The organism is Mesobacillus sp. AQ2 (assembly GCF_030122805.1).
In the GTDB taxonomy this organism is placed as follows: Bacteria; Bacillota; Bacilli; order Bacillales; family Cytobacillaceae; genus Mesobacillus; species Mesobacillus oceanisediminis_A.
The window spans coordinates 4,789,513-4,803,959 of sequence record NZ_CP126080.1; the positions used below are offsets into that span (position 1 = coordinate 4,789,513).

At 43.8% G+C, this 14,447-nt stretch carries 14 protein-coding genes; 1 reads left to right on the forward strand and 13 read right to left on the reverse strand.

What is annotated here, in order from left to right:
- Window positions 1-12 precede the first annotated feature (12 nt).
- Window positions 13-207, reverse strand: coding sequence for a DUF951 domain-containing protein (locus QNH36_RS23845; protein WP_079505969.1), 195 nt, complete (start codon window positions 205-207; stop codon window positions 13-15).
- Window positions 208-224: 17 nt separating this feature from the next.
- Window positions 225-1,133, reverse strand: a complete 909-nt coding sequence (locus QNH36_RS23850; protein ID WP_186326821.1) for a mechanosensitive ion channel family protein — start codon at window positions 1,131-1,133, stop codon at window positions 225-227.
- Between the two features lie 709 nt (window positions 1,134-1,842).
- Here QNH36_RS23850 and yyaC point away from each other — a divergent pair.
- Entirely contained in the window at window positions 1,843-2,475 is a 633-nt protein-coding gene (gene yyaC, locus QNH36_RS23855) for a spore protease YyaC (RefSeq protein ID WP_251542424.1), read from the forward strand.
- 134 nt (window positions 2,476-2,609) lie between these two features.
- On the opposite strand, the gene QNH36_RS23860 is transcribed toward yyaC, so the two are convergent.
- The 11 genes from QNH36_RS23860 to rpmH form a co-directional block, all read right to left on the reverse strand.
- Window positions 2,610-3,320, reverse strand: coding sequence for a DUF554 domain-containing protein (locus QNH36_RS23860; protein WP_251542422.1), 711 nt, complete (start codon window positions 3,318-3,320; stop codon window positions 2,610-2,612).
- Window positions 3,321-3,478: 158 nt separating this feature from the next.
- On the reverse strand, window positions 3,479-4,327 hold the full coding sequence (locus QNH36_RS23865) for a ParB/RepB/Spo0J family partition protein (RefSeq protein ID WP_283904429.1): 849 nt from the start codon (window positions 4,325-4,327) through the stop codon (window positions 3,479-3,481).
- Window positions 4,320-5,081 (reverse strand): ParA family protein, encoded by a 762-nt coding sequence (locus QNH36_RS23870; RefSeq protein WP_144479437.1) that lies wholly within the window; start codon window positions 5,079-5,081, stop codon window positions 4,320-4,322. Before QNH36_RS23870 ends, QNH36_RS23865 begins: the two co-directional genes overlap by 8 nt.
- A gap of 278 nt (window positions 5,082-5,359) precedes the next feature.
- The gene (noc, locus tag QNH36_RS23875; RefSeq protein WP_251542800.1) at window positions 5,360-6,253 is read right to left on the reverse strand and encodes a nucleoid occlusion protein; all 894 of its coding nucleotides are present in this window, start codon (window positions 6,251-6,253) and stop codon (window positions 5,360-5,362) included.
- Between the two features lie 426 nt (window positions 6,254-6,679).
- On the reverse strand, window positions 6,680-7,396 hold the full coding sequence (gene rsmG / locus QNH36_RS23880) for a 16S rRNA (guanine(527)-N(7))-methyltransferase RsmG (RefSeq protein ID WP_283904430.1): 717 nt from the start codon (window positions 7,394-7,396) through the stop codon (window positions 6,680-6,682).
- A 23-nt stretch (window positions 7,397-7,419) separates the two neighbouring features.
- A complete protein-coding gene (gene mnmG, locus QNH36_RS23885) occupies window positions 7,420-9,303 on the reverse strand; it encodes a tRNA uridine-5-carboxymethylaminomethyl(34) synthesis enzyme MnmG (protein WP_283904431.1) in 1,884 nt (627 codons plus the stop codon).
- A 152-nt stretch (window positions 9,304-9,455) separates the two neighbouring features.
- Window positions 9,456-10,841 carry a tRNA uridine-5-carboxymethylaminomethyl(34) synthesis GTPase MnmE gene (mnmE, locus tag QNH36_RS23890; protein ID WP_283904432.1) on the reverse strand — a complete coding sequence of 462 codons (1,386 nt, stop codon included), beginning with the start codon at window positions 10,839-10,841 and terminating at the stop codon, window positions 9,456-9,458.
- Window positions 10,842-11,331: 490 nt separating this feature from the next.
- Window positions 11,332-11,952 carry an RNA-binding cell elongation regulator Jag/EloR gene (gene jag / locus QNH36_RS23895; RefSeq protein ID WP_144479446.1) on the reverse strand — a complete coding sequence of 207 codons (621 nt, stop codon included), beginning with the start codon at window positions 11,950-11,952 and terminating at the stop codon, window positions 11,332-11,334.
- Window positions 11,949-12,725 carry a YidC family membrane integrase SpoIIIJ gene (gene spoIIIJ, locus QNH36_RS23900; protein WP_144479448.1) on the reverse strand — a complete coding sequence of 259 codons (777 nt, stop codon included), beginning with the start codon at window positions 12,723-12,725 and terminating at the stop codon, window positions 11,949-11,951. Before spoIIIJ ends, jag begins: the two co-directional genes overlap by 4 nt.
- Before the next feature lie 162 nt (window positions 12,726-12,887).
- Window positions 12,888-13,250, reverse strand: a complete 363-nt coding sequence (gene rnpA, locus QNH36_RS23905) for a ribonuclease P protein component (RefSeq protein WP_144479450.1) — start codon at window positions 13,248-13,250, stop codon at window positions 12,888-12,890.
- Between the two features lie 271 nt (window positions 13,251-13,521).
- Window positions 13,522-13,656 (reverse strand): 50S ribosomal protein L34, encoded by a 135-nt coding sequence (gene rpmH, locus QNH36_RS23910; RefSeq protein ID WP_144479452.1) that lies wholly within the window; start codon window positions 13,654-13,656, stop codon window positions 13,522-13,524.
- Window positions 13,657-14,447: the final 791 nt, after the last annotated feature.

Consider the following 14,447-nt stretch of genomic DNA (forward strand, 5'->3'; position numbering starts at 1 on the left):
AAAGAAGCAGGATTATTCTCCCTGCTTCGATAAAACCTTCTTCACTTTTCGTGTGAACTCTTTTCTTGGAATTAAGACACTGTGCTCGCAGCCTTCACATTTGATTCGGATATCCATGCCAAGACGGATGATTTTCCACTTGTTGGTGCCGCAAGGATGTGGTTTTTTCATTTCAACAACATCATTCAGTTGAAACTCGTGCTCCAATTTCAAAACCTCCTTGTTTATTTACCGAATTCTTTCTGCTCTCCGCCTTCCTGGCGTGAGTACATGACCATACGAGGAAATGGAATTTCAATTCCATTTTCATCAAGAACTAGTTTGATGTCCTTGCGCATCTTTCTTCCAATATACCAATGCTTCATCGGAAGAGTTTCCGCAACAATCCGCAGGATGACTTCAGACGCTGCGAATTGCTGAACCCCTAAAAGCTCTGGCGTCTTGACGAGTTCAGGATATTTCTCAGTCGTTGTCTCGAGGTACTCCTGGATGACTTTTTCTGCGTGATCTATATCCCCTTCATAAGCAATGCCGATATCCAGGACAGCGACACTGTTATAAAGCGAAAAATTGGTGACTTCCACGATACTTCCGTTGGGCAAAATATTCATTTCCCCTGTAAAGTTTTTAATCTTCGTCGTCCGCAGCCCGATTTCCTCCACAGTTCCTTCAAATTGGCCAATTCTTACATAATCTCCTACCGAGAATTGGTCTTCGAAAATAATGAAGAAGCCGGTGATGATGTCTTTCACGAGACTTTGTGCACCGAAGCCGACTGCCAAACCGACAATCCCGGCACCGGCAAGCATCGCCTTTACATCAATTGTCAGCGCTGCAAGAATGGACATAATCGCAATAAAATAGACAACATATGATAGCACATTTTCCAGCAATTTCATTAAGGTAGCTTCACGCCGTTCCGTAATCCGGAGAGGTCCTCTCGTCCTGACCTTAAAGAAGTTGCGGATTGCAATCTTTCCGACTCGGATAAACAAGCCAGTTATGATCAGGATTGCAATGATTTTCAAAACACCTTCCCCAATTGCAAACCAAAGCTTATCGTCCGTGAGTTGATTGCTTATATTATTTAAAACTTTCTGCGTCCTTGTCAGACTCTCTTCTGCTTTCGTCATTTTTTTCACCTGCCCGTAAAATTCATCCATCTATCAAACGTTATGTAACAAAGTAGAAGATTTCATACAAACACATCCATTTTAACAAGTTTTATAATGTAGTTAAAGAAGAGTGTTTGCCTGATGGCATAACAACATTTAAAAAGGTTGATTCCTCTCCTTTTATTGGAGTTGATGACGCAAAATATTGTTTTTACTCCTGTTGATTGTAGTGGAAGGTGCGTAGACTCCTCCAAAAATGCTAACGCATTTCCATCGTGCGTGGGCTAATTCGAGGAAGCTATTCAGTGTCCTGCGGGCTTGCTTAGCTGGTCAGGTGAGACCTAGGTGAAATGATTCACGTGAGGAATCATTTGCACCCCGCAGGAGCATAGCGACGATGAGGCTCAGCGCCAGCCCCAAGGAAGAATTGCTTATGAAAAAGACGGCAGTTGGTCTTTTTCATATTCTTCCAGCGGAAAGCGAAGCTCCTGGAACGAAAATCAACAGCCTTGTTCAACAGAATCATTTCATTATATTAATATAACATCAACACTTTTTAAAAGGGCCCATAACATCAAAAACCTTCGTTGGTAAAAATAAGACCTTATACCTCTATAAAAGATTCACTGCTCCAAAAGACCCTGTTTAAATCTTTCTGTTTACAGGTATGTATAGATTACAAAAAAAGTCCGTATACTGATAGTACGAATTTTAAGGAGTTGATCCAATGAATCTCAAAAACCATTTTTTCGAGCGGAAAAACAGTGTGGCGAAAATCAATCATGAGGATGAGCTGGCGGCCGAAAAGCTGGCTTCTGAAATCCTGGACCTTCTTCCTAACTTCAGTGCCAGGCCCATTGTTTTTGTCTGCATTGGAACTGACCGCTCCACCGGTGATTCATTGGGTCCGCTGATCGGAACACTGCTGGAAGAAAAGGATATCGCTCCATATCATGTGTATGGGACGCTCGATGATCCGATACATGCTGTCAATATGGATGCCAAGCTGACGGAAATCAAGCAAAAGCACTTTAATCCATTCATAATCGGCATAGACGCATGTCTTGGACGTTTGAAAAGCGTCGGCTCGATCCAGGTTGCCAATGGGCCTGTCAAGCCAGGTGCCGGTGTGAACAAGGAACTGCCGGAAGTCGGGGATATGCATATTACAGGAATTGTTAATGTCAGCGGTTTTATGGAGTTCTTCGTTTTACAGAACACAAGATTGAATCTCGTGCTAAAAATGGCCAAAACGATTGCGAACGGCATTTTCGAAAGCAGCCAGCAACGATCCAGGAAACAGGATTGGCCAAAGCTGAATTGGGACCTTGAAGCTGAACAGCCTACGGTTGTGGAATGACGATAGTGTAAAACGCCGGGAGATGATCTCCCGGCGTAATTTTATGCCAAAATGGCAATCCACAACCTTTAAGAGCGTGACATTCAATAGAGCATCCAGAGTTTAGCGGCGAGAGCAAACTAGGATCTCGCGCTTCAAACTCCGATCATATAATGCGAAATCATGACAAGTACAGCTGTAACCAGTATGCCGGGCAGGAGGTTCGCTACCCTGATTTTAGTCAGGCCAATCATGTTCAAACCGATGGCAAAAATCATCACCCCTCCTGTTGCGGTCAGCTCAAGGATGAAGCTGTCCATCAATGCCTGCGGAATCAGCTTATCGATTTGCGTTGCAAATAATGCGATACTTCCCTGATAGATCACGACTGGTATCGCTGAAAAAAGCACCCCAATACCAAGTGTGGTAGTGAGGATTAGTGCCGTGAAGCCGTCAATGATCGCTTTGGTATATAAGACGTCATGGTCGCCTCGGATCCCGCTGTCAAGTGCCCCGATAATCGCCATTGCCCCAATGACAAAAATCAACGTCGCGGTGACAAACCCCTGGGAAATGCTGCCCTCTCCTTTTGAGCCTATCTTACTTTCAAGCCAGTCCCCGACTGCATTCAGCTTATCCTCAAGCTTCCATGCCTCCCCAAGCACTGCACCGATTACCAGACTTAAGATGACGATCAGGAAATTGGCGCTCTTAAAGCCCATCTGCAGGCCCAGCACCATAACGGCAAGCCCGATGGCATGCATGACGGTGGCTTTCATATTTTCAGGTATTTTCGTCAGCAGCCTGCCCAATAAGGTTCCGATGATGATCAATAAACCATTCACCATGGTGCCAAGTAAAAACATATTGTTCACCTATTTTCAGTTTTAGTTATGTAAGGCTTTTTTCGCATTAAGTGTTGCTATGCAACTCCGTGATGAATAGTTGAAAGCAATAAGGGTGGGTGAAAGCAACAAAACGCACGAAAAGCCTATGTAAAAAAAGAAGCCATCAAAATGATAGCTTAGGAATTTTGCTTGTCTAATAATTCAAGGATTCGCTCCAGATCATCTTTAGAGAAAAACTCAATTTCAATTTTCCCCTTGTTTTTTGATTGCTTGATGTTAACCGTGGTGCCAAAGCGTTCACGAAGCGAGGTTTCCCGCTCGCGGATGAATACGTCCTTGGTCACTTTTTCGGTTTTTGTTTCACGTGGAACGACCTCGTTCATTTCCTGGATAAGCTGTTCAAGCTGGCGTACATTCATGCCTTCTTTAAGGATTTTATCGACAAGGACAGAAAGCTTGTCTTTCTTTCTTAAACCAAGAAGCGCACGGCCGTGCCCCATTGAGATTTTTCCTTCTGAAATAAGCTGCTGGATTTTCGGCGGCAGCGACAGCAACCGGATATGGTTTGCCAGGTGCGGCCGGCTTTTGCCCAGTCTTTTCGCCAGCTCTTCCTGTGTGAGCTTCAGCTTCTCAATCAAAGTTTGGTAGGCAATTCCCTCTTCAATCGGATTCAAATCTTCGCGTTGAAGGTTTTCCAGCACCGCAAGCTCCATCATTTGCTGTTCATTCAGCTCACGGACGACTGCCGGTACGGTTTCCAGCTTGGCTTCTTTTGCGGCACGGTAACGCCTTTCCCCTACTACGATTTCATAGCCTTTAATCGTTTTCCTGAGAATGATTGGCTGGAGGATTCCATGCTCCTGAATGGAAAGCTTCAATTCCTCGATCGCTTCTGGTTCAAAAACTTTTCGTGGTTGATATGGATTTGGTCTGATTTCCTTAATGCTTATTTCCTGGACCTTTTCTTCCTTTTCCGCTTCCATATTGAAGAAAGCATTCAATCCCTTACCTAAGCCTTTAGCCATTTGCAACCACTTCCTTTGCAAGATCTAAATAAACCTCTGCTCCGCGGGATTTTGGATCATAAATGATAATGGGCTCTCCATGGCTGGGAGCTTCACTCAGACGGACGTTCCTGGGAATGATCGTCTGGTAAACCTTGTCCTGGAAGTACTTCTTCACTTCCTCAATCACTTGCAGACCAAGATTCGTACGTGCATCCAGCATCGTCAGCAAGACACCTTCAATCTTCAAATCCTGGTTCAAATGCTTCTGCACCAGACGAACCGTATTCAGTAGCTGGCTCAGTCCTTCAAGCGCATAATACTCGCATTGTACAGGAATGATGACCGCATCAGAAGCTGTCAAAGCATTCAGGGTCAATAGTCCAAGTGATGGCGGACAGTCTATGATAATATAATCAAATCGGTCTTTTACTTCCTCAAGAGCCCGCTTCAGGCGAACTTCCCTCGAAATGGTAGGTACAAGCTCAATTTCCGCCCCAGCCAGCTGGATAGTTGCGGGAATCGTATATAGATTCTCAACCGCGGTAGGATGGATTACCTTGCCCGCTTCCACATCATCTACGAGCACATCATAAATGCATTGTTCAACATCCGCTTTTTCTATGCCTACACCGCTCGTCGCATTTCCCTGAGGATCTGTATCGACAAGCAGCACTTTTTTCCCTATGTATGCCAGGCATGCACCGAGATTCACCGATGTCGTCGTCTTGCCGACTCCACCCTTTTGATTCGCAATCGCGATGATTTTTCCCACATTGTCACCTTCTTTCAAACCCATAAAAATCCTATTCAGCTTTTCCAAGCACATACGTAAAATAAGGCTTTTTCCAGCACCACGCCGAAAAAAGCAATCATGTATTCTATTTTATCATGAATTCTGACAGTTGATAGAATTTTTATGAAAAAGTAATACCACTGTGAAAATAGTAAACTAGTATTGGTTTCCAGAGTGTTATCGTTATGTGAACGGGATAAGGGCTTTCTGCTAAAAAACAAAAAAGCAGGAGACAGCTTGTCCCCCACTTTCAATAGTTATTTCTTCTTTGGAATACGGATTGTGAATTGGTAAAACTCTTCAAACTCTTCTTCTTCCGAGTCGAGATTGATGCCGCTGTCAGAAACCATGCTCAGCGATTGGCGGATTGTATTGACGGCAATCCTCATGTCCTTGCTGAATGCTTTCCGCTTTGGTTTTGGTTTTTCTTCCCCTTGACTAAGGAGCTTGACGACACGTTCTTCCGTTTGCTTGACATTGAGGGATTTTTCGATGACCTCAGCCAGCACCTGTACCTGCAATTCAGGGTTTTTCAATGGAATGAGTGAACGTGCATGCCGCTCTGTGATCAATTTATTTAAAAGTGCATCCTGGACTTCCTGGGGAAGCTTCAGCAACCGCAGCTTATTTGCAACTGTCGATTGTCCTTTCCCAAGCCTTTGGGCCAATGCTTCCTGTGTGAGATTATGGATTTCCAGCAATTTCCCATAGGCCATCGCCTCTTCAATCGGTGACAGTTCCTCCCGCTGAAGATTCTCTATCAAAGCCACAGATGCCGTTTCGGAATCAGACAGGTTATTAACGATTGCCGGAACTTCTTCCCACTCAAGCTTTTTCATTGCCCGCCAGCGGCGTTCCCCGGCAATGATTTCAAATCGATCTTGGTCGTATTCCCGTACGACGATTGGCTGGATTACTCCATGTATGTGAATGGTACGGGCCAATTCTTCAATCTTTTCATCATCAAAAACAGTTCTTGGCTGGTATCTGTTTGGAATAATATGGTCAATCGGAATTTTTTTGATTTCTTCGTTTTCTATGTTGTCAAAATCCTCAACCGTTTGTTCTTCCATTTGGTTCGGTTCTTCCACTTGGTTCCGTTCTTTTTCCTTTTCTCCAAGGCCAAAAAAGCGCGAAAAAGAAGGCTTCATCACCCTACACCACCTTTATGAACTCCCTATTACATATTCTCTATAAAAATGACAAGTTCCTGCTTATAGACTCTATTATAAACTAAAATCATTTTTCAAAATAGACCAAAAAGCGTATGCGCATTGATCAGCCCCGACAGGCATAAGACGCCCTGCGAGGAGGCAGTTTCCCAGCCAGGCGACTGCGCTGAATAAACTGCCTTGCAAGCCTTGCGACGCGGCGGCAGCCGTGGGAGCAGCCTCTTCTTCGAAAAGTCCTCCCAAAATGACCCGAGCTGCTCAAAGAAGTATAATCAAGGCTGTAAACTGGCTATGCGCAGAAGCTGGATTAGACAAAAAGCGCAAGCCAGCACGTTTGATATCTGTATTTCGATAAACTCTGCACTCCTGACGGGCGTCAGGGGTGCGCGATCAGGAGCAGCATCGTTATTCTATTGGCGTTTTATTCGGAGTCCCTGGTTTTCTCGGGTACTTCTTAGGTGTTGGCTTTTGTTTGTTTATGATTAAAATATTGCGTTCACTTTTTTCTACTGGCAAAGTGAAAGAATGCGAAGATTCAAGTTTTCCTCCAAGAACGGAGATCGCTTTTTCCCCGGCCTGGAGTTCTTCCCCAGCCTGATTGCCCTTCATGGCGATAAAGGTTCCGCCTACTTTCGCAAGAGGAAGGCAAAGTTCACTCAGTACGGACATTCTTGCGACGGCCCTCGCCATCACCACTTCATATTTTTCACGATATGCCGGGTTTTGCCCGAAAGTTTCTGCGCGGTCATGGATGAAGGTTGTTCCCTCGAGACCCAGTTCCTTGGAAAGCTGTTCAAGAAACGTGATCCGCTTATTCAGGGAATCGACGATCGTGACCCTGATTTCTGGAAAAGCAATTTTTATCGGAATGCTCGGGAAGCCGGCACCGGCTCCAACATCGCACAAATCGAGCGGCTTATTGAAATCAAAATAGAAAGCGGCTGAAACGGAATCATAAAAATGCTTCAAGTACACATCCGGCTTTTCCGTAATCGCAGTTAAATTCATTTTTTCATTCCACTCGACGAGCATTTGGTAATATGTTTCATATTGCTCCATTTGCCTCTGGGAAAGCTCAATCCCCTTTTCAGCGAGCAACGATTTAAATTGATTTGTATTCATAAGCCAACCCTTTCTGATGGTTACTACTTGATCCGTGCAATGCGTCCCTGTTCGAGATACACGAGCAGGATGGAAATATCCGCAGGGTTTACACCTGAGATTCTCGATGCCTGTGCCAAAGTCAATGGCTGGACCTCTTTCAGTTTTTGTCGCGCTTCTGTCGCCAGTCCTGAAATCGCATCATAGTCGATATTTTCCGGGATTTTCTTATCTTCCATCTTCTTCAGCCTCTCAACCTGCTGAAGTGATTTTTCGATATATCCCTCATATTTAATTTGAATTTCTGTTTGTTCTTCTGTGTCGAAATCGAGCTCTCCATCGGCAGGAACGAGCTGCTTGATATGCTCATATGAAACTTCCGGACGCTTCAGGAGGTCTGAAGCACGGATTCCATCTTTCAACTCACTGCCGCCCAGCGAACGGATTAATTCCTGGACCTCAGCTGAAGGTTTGATGATGATGGACTGAAGTCGTTTCTTCTCCGCATCGATTGCCTCTTTTTTCGCCAGGAACTTCTGGTATCGTTCTTCTGTGATCAGACCAATTTCGTAACCCTTTTCGGTTAAGCGAAGATCGGCATTGTCGTGCCGCAGAAGCAGGCGGTACTCCGCTCTCGATGTCAGCAGACGGTACGGTTCATTCGTTCCTTTTGTCACGAGATCATCAATCAATACGCCAATATAGGCATCGGCACGGCTGAGGATGACTTCTTCCTTGTCCAGTGCCTTTCTGCCGGCATTGATTCCGGCCATGATTCCCTGTCCGGCAGCCTCTTCATAACCTGAAGTACCATTGATTTGGCCAGCAGTATAAAGATTTTTGATCAATTTAGTTTCCAATGTCGGCCATAGCTGCGTCGGTACAACCGCATCATACTCAATTGCATAGCCGGCACGCATCATCTGGACTTTCTCAAGACCAGGGATTGTCTGTAGGATTTTGTGCTGGACCTCTTCTGGCAAGCTGGTTGATAGTCCCTGCACATACACTTCCTGAGTGTTCCTTCCTTCTGGCTCAAGGAAAATCTGGTGGCGCGGCTTGTCATTGAAGCGGACGACCTTATCCTCGATGGATGGGCAATAGCGCGGCCCAGTCCCCTTGATCATTCCGGAATACATCGGTGAGCGGTGTAAATTGTCATCAATCAGCTGATGTGTATGCTCATTCGTATATGTCAGCCAGCAAGGAAGCTGATCAGTAATGTATTTCGTCGTTTCATAGGAAAAAGCACGGTGTACATCATCACCAGGCTGTATTTCTGTTTTAGAATAATCAATCGTGTCGCTGTGAACCCGCGGCGGCGTGCCTGTCTTGAAACGGACAAGGTCAAAGCCAAGCTCTTCAAGATGCTCCGAAAGCTTGATCGACGGTTGCTGGTTATTCGGGCCGCTTGAATACTTCAACTCACCAAGGATGATTTCCCCGCGCATATACGTCCCCGTCGTGATGACGACTGTTTTCGCACGGTAAATGGCTCCAGTCTGAGTAATGACCCCTTTACATTCACCATCTTCGACAATCAGGCGCTCCACCATGCCCTGTATCAATGTGAGGTTTTTCTGATTTTCAAGCGTCTTCTTCATTTCATTCTGATAATCAAATTTATCGGCCTGGGCCCGCAATGCACGTACTGCAGGTCCCTTGCCGGTATTAAGCATCCTCATCTGGATGTAGGTTTTATCAATATTGCGTCCCATTTCGCCGCCAAGAGCGTCAATTTCGCGCACAACAATTCCCTTTGCAGGTCCGCCGATTGACGGATTGCACGGCATGAACGCAATCATATCTAGATTGATGGTAATCATCGCTGTTTTTGCACCCATCCGCGCCGGCGCAAGAGCTGCCTCAACACCCGCATGACCGGCACCCACTACAACCACATCAAAATTCCCGGCTTCATAACCCATCCTGCTGCCTCCTTTTATGCTGCTTATAAGCTAGCCACTGTAAAAATCCATAGTCATATTGTTCTATGAAAAATTTTACTGTTTTCCAGTAACGTACTATATAGAAAATTTTCGTGAAATAATTTATTTATTTATTTATTTGTTTTTTAAAATTACTTTCCTAGACAGAACTGGGAAAATAACTGGTCAATCAAGCTTTCATGAACACTTTCACCAATGATTTCGCCAAGAAGCTCCCATGCACGGGTCAAGTCAATCTGGACGATATCGATTGGCGTTCCCATTTCCACGCCGCTGATCGCTTCTTCAATCGAATGAGCAGCCTGGTTGAGCAATGCGATATGGCGGCTGTTGGATACATAAGTCAAATCCCCTGACTCAATCGCACCTGAAAAGAACAAAGTTGAAATCGCTTCTTCAAGCTGGTCCACACCCTGATCTTCCAGCAGCGAGGTCGTAACAAGCGAATATGGCTTCGCAAGCTCCCTCACTTCAACCATATTGATTTTCTGCGGGAGATCGGTTTTGTTGACGATGACAATGACATCCATGCCTTCGACAGCTTTAAAGATGTTCTGATCCTCTTCCGAAAGCTCATCCGAATAGTTCAGAACGAGCAAGATCAAATCCGCTTCTTTCAGAACCTGGCGGGACCGCTCGACACCAATTCGTTCGACGATATCCTCCGTCTCACGGATTCCTGCTGTATCAAGAAGCCTTAATGGAACACCGCGAACATTGACATACTCTTCGATGACATCACGCGTCGTTCCTGGAATATCTGTAACAATCGCCTTATTTTCATGAACAAGGCTATTCAATAAAGAGGATTTACCTACATTAGGCCGGCCTACAATGACAGTGGAAAGCCCTTCCCTGAGGATTTTCCCTTGCTGCGAGGTTTGCAAAAGCTTTTCAAGCTCAGCTTTTACATAGTTCGCTTTTTCCAAAAGCATATGATGCGTCATTTCCTCGACATCGTCATACTCTGGATAGTCGATATTCACTTCGACATGCGCTAGAATTTCGAGAATTTCCTGGCGCAGCTTCTGGATCAGTCTTGAAAGGCGCCCCTCCATCTGGCCAAGTGCCATATTCATCGCCCGATCCGTTTTCGCCCTGATCAAGTCGATGACTGCCTCTGCCTGGGAAAGATCGATCCGTCCATTTAAAAAAGCCCGTTTTGTAAATTCTCCTGGCTCCGCCAGTCTCGCACCCTGATTCAGGACAAGCTGGAGCACACGGTTTACAGAAACAAGACCCCCATGGCAGTTGATTTCGACTACATCTTCTTTAGTGAACGTTTTCGGCCCCCTCATGACGGAGACCATTACTTCTTCAGCAACTTGTCCAGTTTTCGGTTCAATCAGATGGCCATAATGAATCGTATGCGTAGCCGCCTCGCTAAGCCTCTTGCTTCCAACACCTCTGAACAATCGGTCTGCTATTTCGAATGCCTGATCCCCGCTCAAACGGACAATCGCGATCGCACCTTCACCCATCGGCGTAGAGATCGCCGCAATCGTATCAAATTCCACATGCTTCACCCCACTTTTTTTAAAAAAATAATATATATAAAAAGATTGAAGTTTGTTTTCTACAAATTACTAGAATAACACATCAGTTTAGCGAAAAAAAGAAAGGAATTTTCTCTATCGCCAAATTATCCACAACAAATAAAATAAACTCTTTTAATTTTAACTTATCCACATGTGAATAACAATAAAACCAGGCGAGGAAATTTTGCATTGTGGAAAAACTCACGGGGAAATTCATAAGGATTTTCTGCCATTCGAAAAACTGGTAAAAACCGCGGCAAATTTCCAAGTCGCCAATAAAAACTGATTTTCGCCAGAAAACAGCTCATAATCGCCAATATAATTAAATTTTCGCCAATAAACATATTAGGCAGATCATAATCGTGATCTAAACATGATTATTCAAGTCAGATTAAGCTGCCAGGGTTCATTTTTTCATAAAATAACAACAAAAAAACCCGAACCTGGACCAGGTTCGGGTTACATTTCTTTATTTAGACGGTGCGATCACAATATGCCTGTGCGGCTCTGTGCCGTCTGAAAAAGTTTTGATTTTCTTGTTTGACATCAATGCAGTATGAATCACTTTGCGTTCATACGAAGGCATCGGTTCAAGCGCGACGTTTTGTCCGGTTCTTACTGCTTTTTGTGCCAGGCGTTCAGCCAGCTGGACGAGTGTATCGTTCCGGCGCTGACGGTAATCCTCCGCATCAAGTACCACAGTAGCGTACTGATCAGAATATCGGTTTACCACGAGCTGCGTTAAAAATTGCAGCGAATTCAGTGTTTGGCCTCTTTTTCCGATCAGCAAAGCGATTTTTTCACCTGACATCGTCAATAGGACTGTTTTTCCTTCTTTTTTCACATCCACGTCAATGGATGCACCCATTTTTTCGCCAACCGATTTCAAATAATTTACGGCTTCTTCAACAGCATCGATTTTGACTGTCACTTTGACAACAGCCGGGCGTGTGCCGAAAAGTCCGAAAATCCCCTTTTTGCCTTCATCAATTACATCAATTTCTGTGCGGTCTTTGGTTGTCTTTAATTGAGCTAAAGCGGATTCTACTGCTTCGTCGACATTTTGTCCTGTAGCAGTTACCTGTTTCACTTTTTTGCTCCTCCCGCATTGCCGGCAGCCTTTGCTTTTTTAAGATCCGGCCCTTTAATAAAGTACGTTTGACCAATCATGAATAAGTTACCTACTACCCAGTACAGTGAAAGTGCTGCTGGGAAGTTGATCGCGAATACAACGATCATGATTGGCATCAGCCAAAGCATCATCGCCATTTGCGGATTGCCTTCCTGGCCAGCCATCATCATTTTTTGCTGAATGAAAGTAGTGATACCTGCAACAATCGGCAGAATATAAAACGGATCCGGTGCACCAAGATCGAACCATAAGAAGTTATGCTCGGCAATTTCCCTGGTTCTTGAAATCGCGTGGTAGAAACCAATCAAGATTGGCATCTGGACAATCAGCGGGAAACAGCCTGCAAGCGGATTGACACCATGCTGCTGGAAAAGTGCCATCGTTTCCTGCTGAAGCTTTTGCTGTGTCTTTTGATCCTTTGAGCTGTATTTTTCCTTCAGCTTCTGCATTTCCGGCTGCAATGCCTGCATCGCTTTCGAGCTTTTCGTTTGCTTGATCATAAGCGGCAGGATCGCAAAACGGATCAGCAAAGTAACAGCAATAATCGATAGTCCGAAGTTTCCACCGAGCCATTCGGCCATCTTGATGATTAACAGGGATAAGGGATAGACAATATATTCGTTCCAGAAACCCTTACTCTCTGGAGTGATCGGCTGGTTATACTCTGTACAGCCTGTCAGCAATGACACCACTAACACCAAGCCCAATATCAATAATATTCTTTTTTTCAAGCTTCATTTCCTCCTAACTTCCCGATACGTTCATTTATTTTCAAAAGTTTGTCCCAAATTTTATGTACATTTCCCTTTGGCTGCATAATGCAATCAAAAGTATTTTAACATCTTTTATAGGGAAGCGCTTTTAAAAAATGCAATTCGGCAAATATTTTTGCCTCAATCATTATCTCCAGTTTTCGGCTTCTTCAAAACTTTTCCGACCTTCATAACATGCTCAAGGCTTTTCTTAACCTCATGCATGTCCATTTCGGCAGTCGGCTTCCGGGCAATAATGATATAATCGTTGCCGTTGTGAACCCGGTCCTGCAATTCATGGAAAGATTGCCGGATATAACGTTTTATCTGATTTCGCATGACGGCATTGCCGATTTTTTTGCTGACTGATAGTCCGATGCGGAAATTCTCCTGCTCCGGTTTTTTCAAAATATAGACGACAAATTGCCGGTTAGCGACAGATCTTCCTTTTTTAAAAGCCTCTTGGAATTCTTTATTTTTTTTCACTCTGTAATCTTTTTTCATCTATAACACCTTCAATTCTCTATGGATCCTGTTATGTAAACTTCGCTGGAATGGCTATAAGGATTTAAAGGCTGTGTAAATCAGACTGTTGATTTTCGTTCCAGGCGCTTCGCTTTCCACTACAATCAACAGGATTTTAAAAAAGAAGTGGTACATTCACACAGCCTCTTAAAGTATGTCCAAAAATAAATCCCTAAAGCCCATTTCTCAGTAAGCCCAACCCAAAATAGTATTGCCCAAAGAGAAAAAAGACCACTGACATTTCAGTGGCCTAAGCTGATAATACTTTTCTTCCTTTTTGACGACGGCGAGCAAGAACCTTACGGCCATTTGCACTGCTCATGCGAGCACGGAATCCGTGAACTTTACTGTGTTTACGTTTATTTGGTTGATAAGTGCGTTTCATATATGTTACACCTCCCTGAGGAATAGCTGTTACAGACAGTCTTTGTAATTATAAAGAGGGGCAGCATAAATTGTCAAGTGCCTATTCGGAAAAGAACCTTATTACCATATAGTAATAATTTGAATTCCCCGCCAGCTCTTTTGAGATCCTCGATGGATTTTTTCACCTGGCTTACAGATTGAAAAAAAGTATCAGGTTTCTGAAACAGTTGTTTTTCATTCCACTTAAATTTTTGAAGTGAAAGAATATTTTTTCCCCAAAAGAAAATCTTATTTTATATATTTTACTTTTTTAAATTTCACTGTTTCGGAAGACCTGTGGACAAAAATCGACACCATTTTTATTATCCACACCCCTTTTTGACAGCTTTTACACAAGCCAGATGGCTGTGGACAATTATTCTCCACAGAGAGGGTGTATTGTGGATAATGTATGAAAAAGCGTTGCACCATGCTAGATTATCTGATATTATATTTGTGTTTTCACTCTTAATAATTCGATGGCAGAAATATAATTATCCACAAAATGTGGATAAACTGTGGATAGGTTATTCAGGGCTGTTGTAAAAGTTTGTCCACAGAAAGTGGATATTGTCGAAAAGCTTCTTTTCTTCCTTATTATATATTTTTCCACATTAATAGTTTTGTATATTTATTAATCAGGGGTTGTACAACGTGTATAACCTTTCGTTTTATGCTTTTCGAACAGATCTAATGCATATGGCCAAACGGCTAAATGTGAAGATCAGCCAGACATAGAGATAAAACTTACGAGAAAAGGAGGGAAAATTG

Coding starts and splice junctions, on each gene's coding strand:
- QNH36_RS23850 (WP_186326821.1), bottom strand. CDS start 1,133: ATGACGAAAGCAGAAGAGAGTCTGACAAGGACGCAGAAAGTTTTAAAT.
- yyaC (WP_251542424.1), top strand. CDS start 1,843: ATGAATCTCAAAAACCATTTTTTCGAGCGGAAAAACAGTGTGGCGAAA.
- QNH36_RS23860 (WP_251542422.1), bottom strand. CDS start 3,320: ATGTTTTTACTTGGCACCATGGTGAATGGTTTATTGATCATCATCGGA.
- QNH36_RS23865 (WP_283904429.1), bottom strand. CDS start 4,327: ATGGCTAAAGGCTTAGGTAAGGGATTGAATGCTTTCTTCAATATGGAA.
- noc (WP_251542800.1), bottom strand. CDS start 6,253: ATGAAGCCTTCTTTTTCGCGCTTTTTTGGCCTTGGAGAAAAGGAAAAA.
- rsmG (WP_283904430.1), bottom strand. CDS start 7,396: ATGAATACAAATCAATTTAAATCGTTGCTCGCTGAAAAGGGGATTGAG.
- mnmG (WP_283904431.1), bottom strand. CDS start 9,303: ATGGGTTATGAAGCCGGGAATTTTGATGTGGTTGTAGTGGGTGCCGGT.
- rnpA (WP_144479450.1), bottom strand. CDS start 13,250: ATGAAAAAAGATTACAGAGTGAAAAAAAATAAAGAATTCCAAGAGGCT.
- rpmH (WP_144479452.1), bottom strand. CDS start 13,656: ATGAAACGCACTTATCAACCAAATAAACGTAAACACAGTAAAGTTCAC.